This window comes from Thiohalorhabdus denitrificans (genome assembly GCF_001399755.1).
Classification (GTDB): Bacteria; Pseudomonadota; Gammaproteobacteria; order Thiohalorhabdales; family Thiohalorhabdaceae; genus Thiohalorhabdus; species Thiohalorhabdus denitrificans.
Genome location: NZ_LJCP01000007.1, coordinates 33301 through 52209 on the forward strand (window position 1 = coordinate 33301; position 18909 = coordinate 52209).

Genomic DNA, 18909 nt, shown 5'->3' on the forward strand with positions numbered 1-18909 from the left:
ATGCGGCGGGGCCCGTTGCGCGGTCCCCGCTCATCCCTTCCAGATCGTCGAGAGGGAGTGGCGGCCATGGCGGACGCCTTGATTACACCGGACAACATCGAGATCGAGCCCAATGGGAATCGCGGGGCCAAGGTGACCCTCGAGCCGCTGGAGCGTGGCTACGGGCATACCCTCGGTAACGCGCTGCGGCGGATCCTGCTGTCCTCCATGCCGGGGACGGCGGTCACCAAGGTGCAGATCGACGGGGTCCTTCACGAGTTTGGGTCCATCGAGGGCATCCGCGAGGACGTGGTGGACATCATCCTCAACCTCAAGGGTCTCACGGTGGCCATCTCCGGCGACCACGAGGAGATTACCCTCCGCCTCAGCAAGGACAGTGAGGGGGTGGTTACCGCCGCCGATTTCGAGGTTCCCGCCGACGCCGAGGTGATCAATCCGGACCTGGAGATCGCCCACATCGCCTCGGGCGGTAGCCTGAGCATGGAGGTAACCGTGTCGCGGGGGCGGGGCTATGAGCCCGCCGCCCTTCGGGAGGATGACGGCAGCTCCACTATCGGCGTGATCCCCGTGGACGCCACCTACACGCCCATCACTCGTGCCACCTACAAGGTGGAGAACGCCCGGGTGGGCCAGGTTACGGACTACGACCGGCTGATTCTGGAGGTGGACACCGACGGCGGCCTCTCCGCCGAAGAGGCGGTCCGGCGCGCGGCCGAACTACTTCGTAGTCAGCTGAACATCTTCGTGGAGTTGGCGCCCTCCGCCCCGACCGAGAGCCGCGAGGGCGAGCGTTCCGAGGTTGATCCCAACCTCCTCAAGAGCGTCGACGATCTGGAGCTCTCCGTGCGGTCGGCCAACTGCCTGAAGGCGGAGAACATCCGGTTCACCGGGGACCTGGTCCAGAAGACCGAGCAGGAACTGCTCAAGACCCCCAACTTCGGGAAGAAGTCCCTGAACGAGATCAAGGAGGTGCTAGCCTCCATGGGTCTTTCCCTGGGCATGAAACTGGAGAACTGGCCGCCCGACAACCTCCCCGAGCTGGAGGAGGAGGGCAACGGCGACCAGCAGGTCGGCTGAACGGCCGACACCGGCGGCCGAAGCCGGACAAGGAATCATAAAGGGACTCAAGCATGCGTCACCGCAAATCCGGTCGGAAACTGAATCGCCGCGCCTCCCAGCGCAAGGCCCTGCTTCAGAACCAGGCCAAGTCGCTGATCGAGCACGAGCGGATCACCACCACGGTGCCCAAGGCCAAGGAGCTCCGCCGCTACGTGGAGCCCATGATCACCAAGGCCAAGGAGAACACCGTGCACCGCAAGCGCCTGGCCTTCGCCAAGCTGCAGGACCGGCGGATCGTGGGCAAGCTCTTCGATGACCTCGGGCCGCGGTTTCAACAACGCTCCGGCGGCTACACGCGCATCCTGAAGGCGGGCTACCGCGAGGGCGACAACGCCCCCATGGCCATCATCGAGCTCGTGGATCGCCCCGAGGCGACCGAGGCTGCCGAGGCCGAGTAAGGTCTCCATCGCCTAGCTGGGGAGAAAAGGGCCGGGTCCTGCGGGGACCCGGCCCTTTTGGTTCGTCCCCCTACATGAGGAGGGAGCCATGTCCCAACCAGTCATCGCGCTGTTCACGGATTTTGGGGTCAGCGACCCCTATGTGGGGCAGATGCATGCCCGGCTCGTCGCCGAGGCCCCCCAGGCGCGGATCGTCGACCTTCACCACTACGCCCCGGCCTTCAGCCCGGGTCCGGCGGGGCTCCTTCTCGAGGCCCTCGTTCCCCATCTGACCCCGGGATCCGTGGTGGTGGGGGTAGTGGATCCCGGGGTCGGCACCGCGCGGGGCTCCCTGGCGCTCGCCACGGACGAGCACTGGTTCGTCGGCCCGGACAACGGGCTTTTCGCCTCGGTGCTCGAGGCCCGCGAAGGGCGGTGCTTCCGGCTCCGGGAGCCCGAAGGGGACGGCCTTTCCGTCAGCTTCCACGGGCGCGACCTCTTCGGACCGGCCGCCGCCGCCCTGGCCCGGGGCGATCGGATGGTCCTCGGGGAGGAGGTGGCGGAGCCGGTCCGCGCGGAAGCACGACGGGATGCGGTCCTCTACGTGGATCACTATGGCAACCTGATGACGGGGCTGGTCCCACCCGAGGACGGCGGGGCCCGGTTGCGGGTGGAGGGGCGGAACATCCCCTTCGCGCGAACCTTCGGGGAGGTGGGGCCGGGGGAGCTGTTCTGGTACCGCAACAGCCTGGATCGCGTGGAGATTGCGGCGCGGGAAGGCTCCGCGGCGAAGCGGCTGGGCGCCGGAACAGGGACGGCGGTCGCCTGGATTGGGGGCGTGTAGGGCGTTCGGTAACACGTTGCGGGGATCCCGCCCTGTGGGTTCCTTGGCCGCAAAGGACCCGTTCCTCTCGCCTGCCCTACGGTCTTCTAAGGATGGGCCCCGGTTCCCCCGTATTGACCGGGTCCTGGCCCCAGGTGACCGTGGCCCTGAGGAGGCGGGTTATGAAGGCACAGAGTTTATGCCCCATCGTTTGCCTGGGGATGGTGGCCGCGACTCCCGCCGTTGCGGCGGGGGACCGGGGCCCGGTCACCGTGGAGGTTGAGGGCGGCGGCGTCTGGTTCAGCGGCAACGACGTCCGGGTGCCCGGCGATTCGGGCACCCGCTTCGACCTGCTCGACCTCACGGGCACCGGCGCGAACGGCTTCTACCGCATATACGGCGCCTGGGACTTGACCCGGCGGCACGGGCTGCGCCTGGGAATTGCGCCCCTGAAGGTAAGTGGCACCGGGAAGCTCGGGAAGCGGACTCGTTTTGCGGGCACCACCTTCGATCCCGGACGGACCAAGGCCACCTACCGCTTCAGCACGTACCGGCTCACCTATCGGTATACCTTCGCGGAAGGACCCCGGGCGGCCTGGCGAATCGGCTTTACCGGGCTGGTCCGTGACGCCAAGATCCAATTGGAGCAGGACGGGCAGCGGGCCCGCGACACCAATGTGGGCTTCGTTCCCCTGCTGCATCTGTATGGCCGCGTCCGCCTCACGCCGGACTGGGATTTTGTCCTGGATTTCGACGGCCTGGCCGCTCCCCAGGGGCGCGCCCTGGACCTGGGCCTGAAGGTGGTGCGGGATGTGGGCAGGAACTGGCAGGTGGGCGCCGGGTACCGGACCCTGGAGGGTGGGGTGGACAACGACGAAGTCTACAACTTCGCCTGGCTGCACTACGGTTTCGCCTCATTGGCCTACCGCTTCTGAGAGGGGGCGGGGCCCTGGAGGGCCCCGGCGGCGCCTCAGGTGGCCTCGGGCTTTATCTCCGGGGCGGCCGGGGCCTCCGTGGGCTGCGCCTCGCGGCGCTCCTCCACCTTCGCGTTGACGATGTTCTTCAGGGCCAGGAGGAAGCCGAGCACCAGAAAGGCCCCCGGGGGCAGGATCATGAGCAGGAAGCTGCCGTAATCGGGAATGACGGTGGTCTCCATCCATGCCCAGGCCGGCCCGAACATGTTCCCCGCCCCCGAGAACAGGGTGCCGTTGCCGAGCAGCTCCCGGATCATCCCCAGGACGAGCAGCACGCCGGTGAAGCCCATTCCCATCATGAAGCCGTCCCAGGTGGCCAGGGGCACGGGGTTCTTGGAGGCGAAGGCCTCCGCCCGACCCAGCAGGGTGCAGTTGGTCACGATGAGGGGCACGAAGAGCCCCAGTACCTTATGCAGGTCGTGGAAGTAGGCGTTCATGAGGAGGTCCACCGCCGTGACGAAGGAGGCGATGAGGATCACGAAGGTGGGGAGGCGGACCTCCTCGGGGATCGCGTTCCGTACCAGGGACACTGTGGCGCCGGATAGGGTCAGCACCAGGGTGGTGGCCAACCCCATGCCCAGTCCGTTGACGGCCGTCCCGCTCACTGCGAGGAGGGGACACAGGCCCAGCAGCTGAACCAGAACCGGGTTCATGTCCCACAGGCCGTTGCGCCCGACCTTCTTCACTTCGTCCAGGGTGATCTCGCTCATTGCTCCGTCCTCGGGGTGTCCCGCCGGGGTCTAGGGCTGGCTCCCCTCGCCCGGCTCCCCCGTCGTTGGCTCGGCAAACAGGGCGGCGTTGCCCCGCCGCTCATAGAATGTAAGGGCCCGCTGTACGGCCTTCACCACCGCGCGCGAGGTGATAGTGGCGCCGGTCATCTGGTCGAAGGCGCCGTTGTCCTTCTTTACCTTCCACTCGCTGGCGGGCGGGTCCCCCAGGGACCGGCCCCGGAACTGCGTGATCCAATCGCTCTTGGCCACCTCGATGCCGTCGCCCAGGCCGGGAGTCTCGGCGTGAGTGATCGTACGGACCCCCGCCAGGGTCCCGTCGCTCCAGATGGCCACCAGGAGCTGGATGTCCCCATTGTATCCATCGGGGGCGACCACCCGGAAGGCGGCGGCCACGGGCTCCTCGTCCTGGCGCGCCCGGTAAACCGTGACGGGTCCGGGGATGCCCAGATGGGCGCGGTCCCGCACCTGGATGGTGTCCTCGAGCAGGTCGTTGTCGAAGCGGTCGTCCGGGATGAGCTCATGGAGCTGGGACAGCCGGTCGGCGCGCTGGTTGGCCTGAATGGTGGGCTCGGTCACCTCCTTGGTGCCCGCGAGCAGCCCGGCGCCCACCACGGCGATCACGGCCAGGATGGCCCCGACGATCCCCACCTGCCTCATTCCCCGCCCCCCAGCGGCGGGCCCCCGGCCCGTTCCTTGCCAAACACCCGGGGCCGGGTGAAGTGGTCAATCAGGGGCACGCAGGCGTTCATCAGCACAATCGCGAAGGACACCCCTTCGGGGTAGCCGCCCCAGGTGCGGATGATGTAGGTGAGCGCCCCGCAGCCCAGGCCGAACAGGATCTGCCCGCGCGGCGTGGTGGGGCTGGTGACCATGTCCGTGGCGATGAAGAAGGCCCCGAGTAGCAGGGACCCGTTGAGCACATGGTACAGCGGTCCCGCGAAGGCGTCGGGGTCGTACACGTGGAAGATGAAGGCGAGCGCGGCGGTCCCCGCCACCATGGCGCCGGGGATGCGCAGGTCGATGACGCCGCGCCACCACATGTACAGCCCGCCGAGCACGATGAGCACCGCCGAGGTCTCCCCGGCGCTCCCGGACAGGGTGCCGAACAGGGCCATGGTGTGGTCGTAGCCCTGCGCCAGGATCTCATCCACGGTGCGGTTAAGGGTCAGCTCGGTCTTGAGGTGGCCCAGGGGGGTGGCGGCGGAGGTCGCGTCGGGCGTCAGGGCGAGGCCTTGCTCGCCCAGGAACGTGACCCGCAGTCCCTCGGTGAAGGACAGGGCGCTGTCCGAGAACAGGGGGCGGATGGCCGGCCAGGTGGAGAGCTGCTGGGGAAAGGAGATCAGCAGCATCACCCGCGAGATCATGGCGGGATTGAAAGGGTTGGCGCCGAGGCCGCCGTACACCTGCTTGCCAACGCCGATGGCGAAGGCGGCGCCCAGCACCGCGATCCACCAGGGGGCGGAAGCGGGCAGGGACAGGCCGAGCAGCAGACAGGTGACCACGGCGCTGCCGTCCGTGAGCGCGGGCCGGACCGGCCGGCCCATGAAGCGGAGGGCGAGGGCCTCCGTGGCCAAGCCGGCGGCCAGGGTGGTCAGGAGCATAAAGACCACCGGCCAGCCGAACAGGTACACGGAGAACAGGGTCACGGGCACCAGGGCGATGATTACCGTGGCCATGACGCCGGAAACGCCCCCGCCGCCATGGGCGTGGGGGGAGCTGGGGGTGGCCAGGGGAGCGGTGTTGGACTGCGCCATGCGGGCCCTTTACTTCGGCTCTTGCTGGTCGGATCCGGGGGAGGGCTCCCCGCTGTCGGCGGTGGCATCCTCGGGGCCCGCGGCCTCTTCGCCGCGCATGGACCGCCGCTTCTCCGCGGCCTTCCGAGCGGCGGCCTCGCGGGCGTCGCCGGATTCCCCCTTGCCCTCCTCTTCCTTGGCGGAGGCCTTCTTCTTGGCGCGGCGTTTGGCCTCCTTCTCCTCCTTCTCGCGCTGGAGGCGGGCATCGCGCGCCTCGGTGCGGCGCCGGGCGATGTCCGCCTTCTCCTTCTCCCGCTCCTTGGCCTGGATCTCGCTCTTGGCGTAGCGGTAGTAGTGGACCAGCGGCAGGTGGGACGGGCAGACGTAGGTGCAGCACCCGCACTCGATGCAGTCGAACAGATCGTAGTCGGCGATCCGCTCGAACTCCTTGTTGCGGGCCAGGTTGTACATCTCGTTGGGCATGAGGTTCACCGGGCAGGCGTCCACGCAGGCGCCGCAGCGGATGCAGGGCAGGGCCAGCGCCCCGTCCACCTCTGCCCGGGCCTGGAAGATCAGGCCGTTGGATTCCTTGACCACCGGCGCCGTGGTGGCGTGCAGGGCCGAGCCCACCAGCGGCCCGCCCATGATCAGCCGGCCCAGGTCCGTGTAGCCGCCGCAGGCCCGGGCCACCTCCTCGATGGGCGTGCCCAGGCGAACCAACAGGTTGGCCGGCTCCGCCAGCGCCGCCCCCGACGCGGTCAGCACCCGCTCGACAAGTGGCTCGCCGTGCACCACGGCGCGGTAGATGGCGTAGGCGGTGCCCACGTTCTGGTTGACCACCCCCACATCGGCCGGCAGGCGGCCGCTCGGCACCTCGCGGCCGGTGATGGTCTGGATCAGCTGCTTCTCCGCGCCCATGGGGTAGCGGTTCTCCACCATGACCACATCGACCATGGGCCACCCCGCCGCCGCCTCTTGCATGGCCGCGAAGGCCTCGGGCTTGTTGGCCTCGACCCCCACCACGATGCGCTCGGCGCCCACCGTGTAGGCGATGATGGAGCCGCCCTGCAGGATCTCGCCGGCCCGCTCGCGCATGAGCCGGTCGTCGCAGGTGAGGTAGGGCTCGGATTCGCCGCCGTTGAGGATGACCGTGTCCACGGCGCGGTCGGGGCCCGGGTTCAGCTTGATGAAGGAAGGGAAGCCGGCGCCGCCGAGGCCGACGATGCCCGCTTGGCGGACCAGGGCCCGGATCTCCCCCGGCTGGAGGTGCTCGAAGTCCGGGTGGGGCTCCAGGTCGGTCCACTCGTCGCGGCCGTCGGCCTCGATGGTGACGGCTGGGGCCGACAGCCCCGAAGGATGGGGCGCCGGATAGTCCGCCACGGCGGTGACCGTGCCGGAAGTGGGGGCGTGCACGGGCACCGAGACGAAGCCGTCGGGCTTGCCGAGCACGTCCCCCTTGCGCACCCGGTCGCCGGCCTGGACCACGGCCTGGGCGGGGTTGCCGATGTGCTGGCTGAGGGGGACGTGGAGGACCTCCGGCACGCCGAGCTCCCGGATGGGCCGCCCGGCGGTGGCCTCCTTGTGCTCGGCGGGGTGGATGCCGCCGTGGAAGAGCCCTTGCAGGATGGGGGTGTCGTGGTCAGCCACCGGCGGTCGCCACCTTCCTGTCCGGTTCAATCTCGGGGGCTGCGGCGGACAGCTCGGGGTGCCGCCATTTCCAGTTCTCCAGGGTCTCGGGGATGGGCACCATGAGGATGCAGTCCACCGGGCAGGGCTCGATGCACAGCTCGCAGCCGGTGCAGGCCTCCTCGATCACCGTGTGCATCTGCTTGGGGGCGCCGACGATGGCGTCCACCGGACACGCCTGGATGCACAGGGTGCAGCCGATGCATTTGTCCTCCTCGATGATGGCCACCGAAGGCGGCCGCTCCTCCCCCTCCAGGCTGGGCGGCTCCACGCCGAGCAGTTCGGCCAGCTCCTCCACCGTCTCCTGGCCGCCCGGCGGACAGCGGTTGATCTCCGCCTCGCCCCGCGCGATGGCCTCGGCGTAGGGCCGGCAGCCCGGGTATCCGCACTGGGCACACTGGGTCTGGGGGAGGCGCTGGTCGATCTCCTCCACCAGGGGGTCCTCCTCGACGGCCAGCTTGCGCGAGGCGTAGCCCAGGAACAGGCCGATGGCAAGCGACAGGGTGCCCAGGCTGAGAATGGCAGCCCACATGCAGGTAACCTTTATGTCTATGGCGTAACGGCCCGGCGCCGTCGGGTTGCTAGATGCGCACCAGGCCGGTGAAGCCCATGAATCCGAGCGAGAGCAGGCCGGCGGTCACCAGTGCGATGGCCGACCCTCTGAAGGCTATTGGAACATCCGCCAGCGCGATCCGTTCCCGGATGCCGGAAAACAGGATCAGAACCAAAGAGAAGCCCAGGGCGGCGCCGAAGCCGTAGACGGCGCTCTCCAGGAAGCCGTGGCCCTGCTGCTGGTTGAGTAGGGTGACGCCCAGCACCGCGCAGTTGCTGGTGATCAGGGGCAGGAAGATGCCCAGCACCTGGTAGAGCAGCGGGCTGGTCTTGCGCACCACCATTTCGGTGAACTGCACCAGGGCGGCAATGAGCAGGATGAAGGACAGGGTGCGCAGGTAGCCCAGGTCGAAGGGCGAGAGCAGGAAGTGGTCGATCGCCCACGAGCTGACGGAGGCCAGGGTCAGTACGAAGGTGGTGGCCAGGGCCATGCCGACGGCGGTCTCCAGGCGCTGCGAGGTGCCCATGAAGGGACACAGGCCCAGGAACTTCACCAGCACGAAATTGTTCACCAGGACGGTGCCCACGAGGATCGCCAGGTAGTGCGTCATGGCTGTCCTGCCTTGCTGCCGGCTGCCCGGCGGCCGGCCAGGGCCCGCCGTGGTCTGGGGTAGAGATGTCGCATTGGATATATTAGAATTTGCTAAACCAAGGGTCAAGGCGCCGGCCCCGTTTTCGAGCCGGTGCCCGGATAGTATCATGTCCGGTTTATCAGCCGAGAAGTCCCCCGAATTCGATCCATAATCCTGACCAATAGGGTCAGGTAAACGCGCGTATTTCGCAAGGAGTCGAGGCCATGGCAACCCCGACCGAAGAGGCCATCTGGGAAGCCCTACGGCAGGTGGAAGACCCGGATTTTGAAAAGGACGTGGTCTCCCTGGGCTTCATCCAGGACCTGGAGCTCAAGAAGAACAAGGTCAGCTTCACCTTCGGCCCGGATACCCCGCTGTGTCCCGGCCGCAAGGAGGTGGGCGAGAAGGCCCGCGCCGCCGTGGAGGCGGTGGAGGGCGTGAAGAAGGTGGACGTGACCATGGAGGGCCGCATCCGGGCCCACAAGGTCCAGCAGGGCGTGCAGCTGATGGAGGGGGTCAAGAACGTCATCGCCGTGGCCTCCGGCAAGGGCGGCGTGGGCAAGTCCACCACCGCCGTGAACCTCGCCCTGGGCCTGGCCGCCTGCGGCGCCAAGGTGGGCATCCTCGACGCCGACATCTACGGGCCGAGCATCCCCCGCATGCTGGGCGTATCCGGCAAGCCCACCTCCAAGGACGGCAAGACCCTGGAGCCCAAGGAGGCCTACGGCCTCAAGGCCATGTCCATCGGCTTCCTCATCGACGAGGAGACCCCCATGGTGTGGCGCGGGCCCATGGTCATGCAGGCCCTGGAGCAGCTGCTGGGCGATACCAACTGGGGCGAGCTGGACTACCTGGTGGTGGACCTGCCGCCCGGCACCGGCGACACCCAGCTCACCCTCTCCCAGAAGGTGCCGCTCACCGGCTCCGTGATCGTCTCCACGCCCCAGGACATCGCCCTGCTCGACGCCCGGCGCGGCTTCCAGATGTTCGAGAAGGTGGGCGTGCCGAGCCTCGGCATCGTGGAGAACATGTCCCTGTTCATCTGCCCCAACTGCGGCGAGGAAACCGACATCTTCTCCCACGGCGGCGGCCAGCAGTTCGCCGACGACTACGGGGTGGAGTTCCTGGGCTCGGTGCCGCTCGACGCCGGGATCCGCGAGCAGGCCGACACCGGCCACCCCACCGTGGCCGCGGCCCCCGATTCCCGGCAGGCCGAGATCTACCAGACCATCGCCAACGCGGTGGCGGTGGAGATCGCCAAGCAGGGCGAGGACCACACCCACAAGTTCCCCAACATCTCCATCCAGGCCGACTAGGGCCTGCGGAGAGGAGAGCAGCGCAACGGCCCGGCGGGGATCCCGCCGGGCCGTTTGCTGTGGCGGCCCCGACGGGGCAGGCCTGCTAGAATGCGCTGCCAGCGAATCCATTTCCGAGGCAAGGGCGAGGGAGCCATGGCCATCAAGTCCGACCGCTGGATCCGGGAGATGTCCCGCGAGCACGGCATGATCGAGCCGTTCGTGGACGGGCAGGTGAAGGAGCACGCCGAGACCGGCGAGAAGATGATCTCCTACGGGCTGTCCAGCTACGGCTACGACATCCGCGTGGCCGACGAATTCAAGGTGTTCACCAACGTACGCAACGCCATGGTGGACCCCAAGGCCTTCAGCGAGGACAGCTTCGTGGACTTCCAGGGGCCGGAGTGCGTGATCCCGCCCAACAGCTTCGCCCTCGCCCGCACCCTGGAGTACCTGCGCATCCCGCGCGACGTGCTCACTATCTGCATCGGCAAGTCCACCTACGCCCGCTGCGGCATCATCGTTAACGTCACGCCGCTCGAGCCGGAGTGGGAGGGCCACGTGACCCTGGAGTTTTCCAACACCACCCCCTTGCCGGCGAAGATCTACGCCAACGAGGGCGTGGCGCAGATCCTGTTCCTGGAGTCGGACGAGGCCTGCGAGGTCTCCTACGCCGACCGCGCCGGCAAGTACATGGGCCAGTGGGGGGTTACCCTGCCCCGTTCCTGAGCCCGCCTCCGGGCGCAAACCCCGGCCGGGCGTCCCACGTCACACCCCGGAGCCGACACCGGTGGAGCCGAATCCGCCCCCGCCCCGTGCCGTCTCGTCCAGGTCGTCCCGGGGCTCCCACGCCACTCGGGTGACGGGGGCCACCACCAACTGGGCCATGCGGTCCCCGCGCGCTAGGGTGACTGGCTCCGCCCCCAGGTTGATCAGGATGACCTTGATCTCGCCCCGGTAGTCGGCGTCGATGGTGCCGGGGGTGTTGAGCACTGTGACCCCCTGCTTGGCCGCCAGGCCCGAGCGGGGCCGCACCTGCGCCTCGAAGCCCGGCGGAAGCGCCATGGCAACCCCCGAGGGCACCAGGGCCCGCTCACCGGGGTCGAGGGTGAGCGGCTCCTCCACGGCGGCCAGCAGGTCCACGCCGCTGGCGTGGTCGGAGGCGTACTCGGGCAGGGGCAGGTCTCCCGCGTGGTCCAGTTGCACGATGGGTACCTGGAGGGGGGAATGGCTCATGGGGCTCCTTTCGGCGCAGGCAGGGCCGGGGGAAAACGGTGCGAGCACGGGCGGCTTGGCGCCCTGGGAACCATAGGGGGTTTGGGGCCGTTAGGCAATGCGCCGGTGCGGGGAAGGCGCGGCTAGGCCAGACGGGGGGCGATCCGGGCCAGCAGGGCGCGGGCCACCTCATGCTTGGTGCCGAAGGGCAGGGTCTCCTCGCCGTCGGGGCCGAGCAGGGTGACCCGGTTGGTGTCCGCCTCGAAGCCGGCGTCGGCCTCGGTAACGTCGTTCACCGCCAGCCAGTCCGCCCCCTTCGCGGCGCGCTTTTCCCGGCCGTGGGCCAGGGCGTCGTGGGTCTCGGCGGCGAACCCCAGGGTCACGGGGCCGTTATCCAGGGCGGCCACCGCGGCGAGGATGTCCGGGTTGGGGGTGAGCTCCAGGGCGAAGCCCCCCTTGCCCTTGCGCTTGCGATCGAGCCGTTCGGCGGGTTTGTGGTCGCTCACCGCGGCGCAGCCAACGAACAGGTCCGCGTCCGCGGCCCGCTCCTGTACGGCGTCCAGCATCTCTTCCGCGGTCTCCACACGCACCGTGTCCACCGCCACCGGATCGGGGAGCGCGGTGGGCCCGCTCACCAGGGTCACTGCTGCGCCGAGCTCGGCGGCGGTGGCCGCCAGGGCGTAGCCCATCTTCCCCGAGGAGCGGTTGCTCACGAACCGCACCGGATCCAGGGGCTCGCGGGTGGGCCCGGCGGTAATGACCACCCGTTTTCCCGCCAGGGGCTTGACGGCCAGCCGGATGCGCAGGTGCGCCACCAGCTCGGCGGGCTCCAGCATGCGGCCGGGGCCCTCCTCGCCGCAGGCCTGGTCGCCCGCCGCCGGGCCCAGCAGGGTGACGCCGTCGGCTTCGAGCTGCTCGGCGTTGCGCCGGGTGGCGGGATGGGCCCACATCCGATGGTTCATGGCCGGGGCGGCGAGCACCGGTGCGGTGGTGGCGAGGTGCACCGCACCGAGCAGGTCGTCGGCCCGCCCCTGCACCAGGCGGGCGAGGGTGTCGGCGGAGGCGGGGGCCACCAGCAGCGCGTCCGCCCAGCGCGCCAGGGCGATGTGGTCCATGGCCGACTCCTCCGCCGGGTCCAGCAGGGCGGTGCGCACGGGGGCGCCGCTCACCGCCTGCAGGGCCATGGGGGTGACGAAGTGGGCACCCCCTTCGCTGAGCACCACGCGCACCTCCGCCCCTGCCTCGCGCAGCCGGCGCACCAGCTCCGGGGCCTTGTAGGCGGCGATGGAGCCGGTGACGGCGAGCAGGACGCGGGCCCCCGCCAGGGGGTCGGTGCCGGGGTTCTCCGGGGGTTGGCTCATGGCGGGCGCCCCGGGCTCAGTGACCGCGGCCGGGGACGCGGTCCAGGACGAGCCCCAGCAGCAGACCGGCGCCCAGTCCCACCCAGCCCGCCGTGGACGGGGCCAGGGGCACCACCTCGCCGCGCGCCAGTGCCCACAGGCCCACGAAGCCCACCAGGGCGAGCAGGGCGGGCGGGATCAGGCGGTCGAGCAGGTTGCTGACCGGGTTGGACTGGGGGTCCGTCATGCCGAAGCTCCGGGTCGCGAAAGGGTCACCATAGCAGGCCGGGCCACACATGATAGAACATCAGGGTGAGCAGCGCTGTAAGCACCGCGGTCATCACCAGGTTGAGCACGATTCCGGCCCGCAGCATGTGCGCCTGGCGCAGGTAACCGGAGCCGAAGGCCACGGCGTTGGGCGGCGTGGCCACCGGCAGGGCGAAGGCGAAGCTCGCCGCCACGCCGCCCGCCACCGCCAGGAACACCGCCGCGCCGGTCTCGGACAGGCCCAGCGTGCCGGCCAGCAGGCCGCCGATGCCGATGAGCAGCGGGGCGATGATGGTGGCGGTGGCCGTATTGGAGGTGACCTCGGTGAGGAAGATCACCAGCAGCACCACCGCCCCAACCAGCAGCACGATGGGGGCACCCGTGAGGGCGGAGAAGAAACCCTCCGCCACCCACTCCGTGGCCCCGGTGCGGGCGAAGGCGTCGGCCAGGCAGATGCCGCCGCCGAACAGCAGGATGGTGCCCCAGTCGATGGGCACCAGGTCCTCCCACTCCATGGTGTCCGCCAGCACCAGGGCGGGGATGGCGGCCAGGCCCACCAGCACGTAGTAGAGCAGCCCCTGGTGGCCGTTGCCGGTGCCCAGCAGGTTGGCGCCCTCGCCGCCGAACAGGGTGGTGCGAGCGGCTTCCGGCAGCCAGTCCCCGGCCAGGAAGTCCAGGCCGCCGAGCACCCATAGGGTGGCGGTGACGGCGAAGATCCAGGCCACCCGGCGGCCGCGCGGCTCCAGGGGGCCCTCCTCCGCCAGGGTGCGCCCCGCTTCGGCCCGGGCGCCGGCCACATCCAGGTCCCCCGGCGGGTAGAGCCAATAGGTGAGCAGGTACCAGGCCAGCGGCAGGGTCACCAGGACGATGGGCAGGCCGATGAGCAGCCAGTCGGCGAAGCCGATGGAGTAGTCCAACAGCCGGTCCAGTTGCGCCGCCACCACCGTGTTGGGCGGGGTACCGATGAGGGTGGCCACGCCGCCGATGGAGGCGCCGTAGGCGGTGCCAAGCAGCATGGCCACCTGCAGGTTGGTAAAGGCGTGTGGAGGCTCGGCGTCGGTACGGACCCCGTGGCGGCCCACCACCTGGGCCAGGATGCCCACGGCGATGGGCACCATCATGGCGGTGGTGGCGGTGTTGGATACCCACATGGACAAAAAGGCGGTGGCCAGCATCACCGCCAGCACCAGCAGCCGCGGCGAGCTGCCCATGACCGCCAGCAGGCGCAGGGCGATGCGTCGGTCGATGCCGTATTTCTGCAGGGCGTTGGCCAGCATGAAGCCGGCGATGAACAGGAAGATCAGGGGGTCGGCGAAGCCGGCCAGGGCCGGCTCCATGTCGCCGTAGACGCCGAGCGCGGTGAGTAGCACCGGGATGGTAAGCGCCGTCACCGCCAGCGGCAGGGCCCCGGTGACCCACAGGAAGGCGGCGAAGAACAGGGTGGCCAGGGCGTACTGCCCCGCAGCGGACAGACCGGCGGGGGTGGGCAGGGCGCCGATGAGGGCGGTGCCCGCCGCGGCGGCGGCGAACAGCGCCAGTCTACGGGCGGCGGGGGTGCTGGCCACGGAGACTCCCCTGCGGTGGGCCACGAAAGTCGGAAGAAAACGTCAACAAGCCAAGAAGCGGAGAACCGCAAAGGACGCCAAAGGCGCCAAGGGCAGCGGGGGTTGCAAGAATACCTTTTTGAGCAATGGGATGCAGCGGTTGGCTTTGCTCGGCACCCGGGGAGTGCTCCGGAAGGTCGCGGCGGGGGCCGCCGCTCCTACCACGGAGCTGAATCGAAGGTGTAGAAGGGACCTCCAGGTTGCGACAATCTCGTTTGGCCTACCCGGTCGCGGTCTGGAGACCGCTCCTACATTGACTGGATAGGCCCGTAGGAGCGGCGGCCCCCGCCGCGACCACCAACCCGGGCCTCCCGGTTCTTGGCGCCTTGGCGTTTTCGGTATCCTCCCCGCCCAACCAGCCCGAAAGAGCCAAGAGGCATGGCCACCAGGAAAGCCCACGCGCATACGCCCCTGGAGCGAGTGCTCGCCGATCTGGAGGGCCAGGACCGCTTCCGCCGGGAGCGGGCCCACTACCGCTACGTGCCGCCGCGGCCGGCGACGTACGGTGACCTGGACCTCGATCCGCGCCTTGCCGAGGTGCTGGCCGCCGGCGGAATGGAGCGCCTCTACACCCACCAGGCCGAAGGGGTGGCGGCGGCGCGCCGCGGCGAGCACGTGGTGGCCATGACGCCCACCGCCTCCGGCAAGAGCCTCGTCTACAACCTGCCGGTGCTGGAGGCGGCGCTGGCGGACCCCGCCGCCCGGGCGCTGTACGTCTTCCCCCTGAAGGGCCTGGAGCAGGACCAGGTGGGCGGCCTCAACGCCCTGGCGGGCGAGCTGGGCCTGCATCCGGCGCCGGGAGCCCGCGAACAGGGGCCCCTGCAGGCGGCGGAGGTCTATGACGGCGACACCCCGGGCCACCGCCGCACCAAGATCCGCCAGCAGCCGCCCACCGCCCTGTTCACCAACCCGGACATGCTCCACCTGGGCCTGCTGCCCCACCACGACAAGTGGGCGGAATTCTTCGCCAACCTGCGCTATGTGGTGGTGGACGAGATCCACACCTACCGCGGGGTGTTCGGCAGCCACGCCGCCCAGGTCTTCCGCCGCCTGCGCCGGGTGGCGCGCCACTATGGCGCCGAGCCGCAGTTCATCGCCTGCTCGGCCACCATCGCCAACCCCGCCGAGCTGGCGGAGACCCTGCTCGGCGTGCCCTTCACCGCGGTCACCGAAAGCGGCGCGCCGGCCGGCGGCAAGCACTTCTATTTCGTCCGCCCCGAGGCCAGCCCCTACACCACCGCCACGGACCTGTTCCTGCGCTGCCTGGAAACGGGCCTCAAGTCCATCGCCTTCACCCGCGCCCGGCGCGCCACCGAGCTGGTCTACCAGTGGGCCGCCGAGCGCGGCGGGGCCCTGGCCGAGCGCATCAGCCCCTACCGCGCGGGCTTCCTGCCCGCCGAGCGCCGCGCCATTGAGCAGCGCCTGTTCTCCGGCGAGCTGGACGGCGTGGTCTCCACCTCCGCCCTGGAGCTGGGCGTGGACATCGGCGAGCTGGACGCCTGCGTGCTGGTGGGCTACCCGGGTTCGGTGGCAAGCACCTGGCAGCGCGCCGGGCGGGTGGGCCGGCGCGGGGAGGACGCGGTGATCTTCCAGGTGGCCGGCAACGACGCCCTGGACCAGTACTTCATGCGCCACCCCGAAACCTTCTTCGAGCGCAGCCATGAGGCCGTGGTGGTGGACCCGGCCAACCCGCGCCTGCTCGGCCAGCATCTGCCCTGCGCCGCCGCCGAGCTGCCCCTGCGCGGCGACGATCCGGTCTACGCCGGAAAGGATCCGGGCCCCTTCCAAGAGGCCTTGGCGGGCCTGGAGGCCGACGGCGGCCTGCGCCGCGAGGGGGACACTTGGTACGCGGTCTTGCCCAGCCCCCACCGCGCCGTGGGCATCCGTGCCATCGGCTCCGCCTTCCGCATCCTCGACGAGGCGGGCAAGCCCCTGGGCGACCTGGACGGCGACCGGGTGCTGCGCGAGGTCTTCCCTGGCGCGGTCTACCTGCATCGGGGCCGGAACCACCGCATCGTCGAGCTGAACCTGGAGGGCCGCTACGCGGTGGCCCGCCCCGCCAAGGTCCACTACTACACCCGGGCCCTGTCCGACGAGGACACCGACATCCGCGAGACGAGGCGCCGGCGGCGCGGCAACCGGCTCATCCCCCATTTCGGCGACCTGCGCATCACCCGCCGCGTCACCGGCTACGAGCGCCGCCGCACCTCGGATGGCAAGCGCATCGGCACCCACGACCTGAGTCTTCCCGCCACCACCTTCGACACCGAGGGGCTGTGGCTGCCGGTCACCGGGGACGCGCAGACGGCCATCCGGGAGGCCGGCGCCGACCTGCCCGGCGCCCTGCACGCCGCCGAGCACGCCCTGATCAAGATGCTGCCGCTGTTCGCCCTGTGCGACGCCACCGACGTCGGCGGCGTCAGCTACCCCCTCTACCCGCCCCTGAACGGCCCGAACATCTTCGTCTACGACGGCTACGAGGGCGGCATCGGCTTCTCCCGGCGCGGCTTCGAGACCCTGGGCGACTGGCTCATCGCCACCCTCCAGGCCCTGCGGGAGTGCCCCTGCGACGCGGGCTGCCCCTCCTGCGTGCAGGACCCCCAGTGCGGCAACGCCAACGAGCCCCTGGACAAGCACGGCGCCATCGCCCTGCTGGCCCATTGGCTGGGGGAGCCAGCGGCCGCGGGTCCCGCGGCCCGCCGGGCAACGGCTTAATGGTCCCGGGCGGGAGCCGGGCTTTTCCCTTTTGGAGAATCCCCGCCGAACGGGGCGTTGGCCCTCAGGCCTGCTCCGGGCCGATCCAGCGGTGGGCGGGCGCGGGACGGGCGGTGGCGAGGGCCTCCAGCAGGGTCTCCGGCTCAGGGGCCTCGGCCAGCAGGGCGCGCTGCTCCGGGCGCAGGAAGCCCTCCGTGACGGTCTCGTCCAGGAAGCGGATCAGGGGGTCGTAGTAGCCGGCGGCGTTGAGCAGCCCGCAGGGCTTGGCGTGCAGGCCGAGCTGGGCCCAGGTGAAGACCTCGAACAACTCCTCCAGGGTGCCTATGCCCCCGGGCAGGGCGATGAAGGCGTCGGCCAGCTCTGCCATGCGCGCCTTGCGGGCGTGCATGGAGTCAACCACCTCCAGGTCGGACAGCTGGTGGTGGGCGAGCTCCCGGGTGCACAGGGCTTCGGGAATCACTCCGACCACCTCTCCCCCCGCTCCCAGGGCGGCATCCGCCAGCACCCCCATGAGCCCGGTGTGGCCGCCGCCGTAGACCACCCCAATGCCGCGGGTTGCGAGGCGGCCTCCGAGCGCGGCGGCCGCCTCGGCGTAGGCGGGCCGGTTACCGGACCCGGAGCCGGCGAAGACGCAGATGCGTTCCATGGCTTCCCTCTTTAGTAGGTTGGCGTTGGCCGGCCGCGGTCTAGGGGCTCTCCGGGGAGGTCGGTCGGCGGTTGTACCAGCGCCCCAGGAACACCAACAGGAGGGCGGCCAGATTGGGATACCACACCCAGGGCTGGGCCCAGGAGACCCCGTCCACCGTGTAGCCGGACAACGGCCACAGGAACGGGGTGGGGAAGTAGGCCGCCGTGTGGGTGGGGATGTCCACCAGGATGTGCAGAGGCCAGGCCAGCATGGCGAACCCCAGCGGACGGTTGTAGCGCCAGGCCAGGGCCGCGCACAGCCCCGCCACCAACAGGCTGTGGCCCCAGGCGTAGTTGGCGAACACCCACCCCGGGAGGAGCTCCAGCGGCGGCGGGCCGTCGTGGCCGCCGAATTGGCCGGTGAGTAGCCGTCCGGTGAACCAGGGCCCGAAGGAGACCAGGTCGGGGAAGGCGCCGAAGAACAGGGCGGTCTTTATCCGGCCGCGGAAGCCGAACAGCCCGCCGCCCCACAGGGTGTGGCTCAGGGTGTCCACGTCGGGTCCGCGCTCCTGCGTCGCTGGGAACCCGCTCGATCCTGCCGCGGCCCAGCGCCGGGCGCAAGAGGAGCAGTCAGATCCAGAACTGCGGGTAGCGGCGGTTTTTGGGCAGGTTGTTCACCAGCAGCCCCACCGCCAGCATGAGCATCGCCCCCGTGCCGGCGGGCACCAGCGCGAACAGGTAGCCCAGCTCGTGGACCTGCTCGCTGCCGATCACCGCGATCAGGGCGGTGGCGCCCCCGGGCGGGTGCAGGGTGCGGGTGGCGTGCATGGCGGCGATGGCGGTGGCTACGGCCGCCGGAATGGCCACGGAAGGTAGGTCGCCGAGCAGCTGGTAGCAGGCCACACCCACCAGCGCCGATACCACGTGGCCGCCCACCAGGTTGCGCGGCTGGCCCAGCGGGCTGCGGATGGCGCCGAAGACCAGCACCGCCGATGCGCCGAAGGAGCCGATGAGCAGCATCAGGTCGCTGCGGGACACCATCTGCATGTGCAGCTCGGCGATGAGGGCCATGCCGAGGAAGGAGCCCAGCCACGACCAGCCGATCTCGGCCAGGGGCACGCGCGGGGGGGCGTGGGTGGCGCCGCGCATCTTGAGGAAGTATACGAGCAGTCGCCGGAAGGGACGCCCCTTCCGCCAAAGGATGCCTTGCATGTCGGTA

General features: G+C 70.0%; 20 protein-coding genes. 7 read left to right on the forward strand and 13 right to left on the reverse strand.

All coding sequences use genetic code 11. From position 1 onward, the window contains the following. The first annotated feature begins 57 nt into the window (after positions 1 to 57). The 4 genes from AN478_RS03310 to AN478_RS03325 all read left to right on the forward strand — a co-directional run bounded on the left by AN478_RS03310 (position 58) and on the right by AN478_RS03325 (position 3254). The gene (locus AN478_RS03310) at positions 58 to 1077 is read left to right on the forward strand and encodes a DNA-directed RNA polymerase subunit alpha (RefSeq protein WP_399353445.1); all 1020 of its coding nucleotides are present in this window, start codon (positions 58 to 60) and stop codon (positions 1075 to 1077) included. A 53-nt stretch (positions 1078 to 1130) separates the two neighbouring features. Further along, positions 1131 to 1517, forward strand: coding sequence for a 50S ribosomal protein L17 (gene rplQ / locus AN478_RS03315; RefSeq protein ID WP_054965211.1), 387 nt, complete (start codon positions 1131 to 1133; stop codon positions 1515 to 1517). A gap of 88 nt (positions 1518 to 1605) precedes the next feature. Continuing rightward, on the forward strand, positions 1606 to 2340 hold the full coding sequence (locus AN478_RS03320) for an SAM hydrolase/SAM-dependent halogenase family protein (protein ID WP_054965212.1): 735 nt from the start codon (positions 1606 to 1608) through the stop codon (positions 2338 to 2340). A gap of 161 nt (positions 2341 to 2501) precedes the next feature. Next, positions 2502 to 3254, forward strand: a complete 753-nt coding sequence (locus AN478_RS03325) for a hypothetical protein (protein WP_143004137.1) — start codon at positions 2502 to 2504, stop codon at positions 3252 to 3254. 35 nt (positions 3255 to 3289) lie between these two features. On the opposite strand, the gene AN478_RS03330 is transcribed toward AN478_RS03325, so the two are convergent. From AN478_RS03330 to rsxA, 6 genes are read right to left on the reverse strand one after another with little or no spacing between them, the layout of a single operon-like run. After that, positions 3290 to 4003 carry an electron transport complex subunit E gene (locus AN478_RS03330; RefSeq protein ID WP_082432778.1) on the reverse strand — a complete coding sequence of 238 codons (714 nt, stop codon included), beginning with the start codon at positions 4001 to 4003 and terminating at the stop codon, positions 3290 to 3292. 30 nt (positions 4004 to 4033) lie between these two features. Beyond that, complete coding sequence (gene rsxG / locus AN478_RS03335) at positions 4034 to 4681, reverse strand: electron transport complex subunit RsxG (RefSeq protein WP_054965214.1); 648 nt, start codon at positions 4679 to 4681, stop codon at positions 4034 to 4036. Further along, a complete protein-coding gene (locus AN478_RS03340; RefSeq protein WP_054965215.1) occupies positions 4678 to 5778 on the reverse strand; it encodes an RnfABCDGE type electron transport complex subunit D in 1101 nt (366 codons plus the stop codon). Before AN478_RS03340 ends, rsxG begins: the two co-directional genes overlap by 4 nt. A gap of 9 nt (positions 5779 to 5787) precedes the next feature. After that, on the reverse strand, positions 5788 to 7404 hold the full coding sequence (rsxC, locus tag AN478_RS03345) for an electron transport complex subunit RsxC (RefSeq protein ID WP_082432780.1): 1617 nt from the start codon (positions 7402 to 7404) through the stop codon (positions 5788 to 5790). Next, on the reverse strand, positions 7397 to 7975 hold the full coding sequence (rsxB, locus tag AN478_RS03350; protein ID WP_054965216.1) for an electron transport complex subunit RsxB: 579 nt from the start codon (positions 7973 to 7975) through the stop codon (positions 7397 to 7399). Before rsxB ends, rsxC begins: the two co-directional genes overlap by 8 nt. Before the next feature lie 49 nt (positions 7976 to 8024). After that, entirely contained in the window at positions 8025 to 8606 is a 582-nt protein-coding gene (gene rsxA, locus AN478_RS03355) for an electron transport complex subunit RsxA (protein WP_054965217.1), read from the reverse strand. A 245-nt stretch (positions 8607 to 8851) separates the two neighbouring features. Here rsxA and apbC point away from each other — a divergent pair, with 245 nt between their 5' ends. Together apbC and dcd are read left to right on the forward strand one after the other, a co-directional pair. Continuing rightward, the gene (gene apbC / locus AN478_RS03360) at positions 8852 to 9943 is read left to right on the forward strand and encodes an iron-sulfur cluster carrier protein ApbC (protein WP_054965218.1); all 1092 of its coding nucleotides are present in this window, start codon (positions 8852 to 8854) and stop codon (positions 9941 to 9943) included. 135 nt (positions 9944 to 10078) lie between these two features. Then, complete coding sequence (gene dcd / locus AN478_RS03365) at positions 10079 to 10651, forward strand: dCTP deaminase (protein ID WP_054965219.1); 573 nt, start codon at positions 10079 to 10081, stop codon at positions 10649 to 10651. Positions 10652 to 10690: 39 nt separating this feature from the next. Here dcd and dut read toward each other — a convergent pair whose 3' ends face one another. The 4 genes from dut to AN478_RS03385 all read right to left on the reverse strand — a co-directional run bounded on the left by dut (position 10691) and on the right by AN478_RS03385 (position 14309). Continuing rightward, a complete protein-coding gene (dut, locus tag AN478_RS03370; RefSeq protein WP_054965220.1) occupies positions 10691 to 11158 on the reverse strand; it encodes a dUTP diphosphatase in 468 nt (155 codons plus the stop codon). Between the two features lie 122 nt (positions 11159 to 11280). Further along, on the reverse strand, positions 11281 to 12498 hold the full coding sequence (coaBC, locus tag AN478_RS03375) for a bifunctional phosphopantothenoylcysteine decarboxylase/phosphopantothenate--cysteine ligase CoaBC (protein ID WP_054965221.1): 1218 nt from the start codon (positions 12496 to 12498) through the stop codon (positions 11281 to 11283). A gap of 16 nt (positions 12499 to 12514) precedes the next feature. Next, positions 12515 to 12724 carry a hypothetical protein gene (locus AN478_RS03380; RefSeq protein ID WP_054965222.1) on the reverse strand — a complete coding sequence of 70 codons (210 nt, stop codon included), beginning with the start codon at positions 12722 to 12724 and terminating at the stop codon, positions 12515 to 12517. 25 nt (positions 12725 to 12749) lie between these two features. Next, positions 12750 to 14309: an SLC13 family permease gene (locus tag AN478_RS03385; RefSeq protein WP_143004136.1), complete on the reverse strand. Its 1560-nt coding sequence runs from the start codon at positions 14307 to 14309 to the stop codon at positions 12750 to 12752. Between the two features lie 417 nt (positions 14310 to 14726). Between AN478_RS03385 and AN478_RS03390 the strand changes: the two genes are divergently transcribed. Next, the gene (locus tag AN478_RS03390; RefSeq protein ID WP_082432782.1) at positions 14727 to 17063 is read left to right on the forward strand and encodes a DEAD/DEAH box helicase; all 2337 of its coding nucleotides are present in this window, start codon (positions 14727 to 14729) and stop codon (positions 17061 to 17063) included. Positions 17064 to 17127: 64 nt separating this feature from the next. Here AN478_RS03390 and AN478_RS03395 read toward each other — a convergent pair whose 3' ends face one another. The 3 genes from AN478_RS03395 to AN478_RS03405 all read right to left on the reverse strand — a co-directional run bounded on the left by AN478_RS03395 (position 17128) and on the right by AN478_RS03405 (position 18902). Further along, positions 17128 to 17709, reverse strand: a complete 582-nt coding sequence (locus AN478_RS03395) for an LOG family protein (protein WP_054965225.1) — start codon at positions 17707 to 17709, stop codon at positions 17128 to 17130. A 40-nt stretch (positions 17710 to 17749) separates the two neighbouring features. Further along, positions 17750 to 18244, reverse strand: coding sequence for a hypothetical protein (locus AN478_RS03400; protein ID WP_054965226.1), 495 nt, complete (start codon positions 18242 to 18244; stop codon positions 17750 to 17752). 76 nt (positions 18245 to 18320) lie between these two features. Continuing rightward, a complete protein-coding gene (locus AN478_RS03405) occupies positions 18321 to 18902 on the reverse strand; it encodes an HPP family protein (RefSeq protein WP_054965227.1) in 582 nt (193 codons plus the stop codon). Positions 18903 to 18909 lie beyond the last annotated feature (7 nt).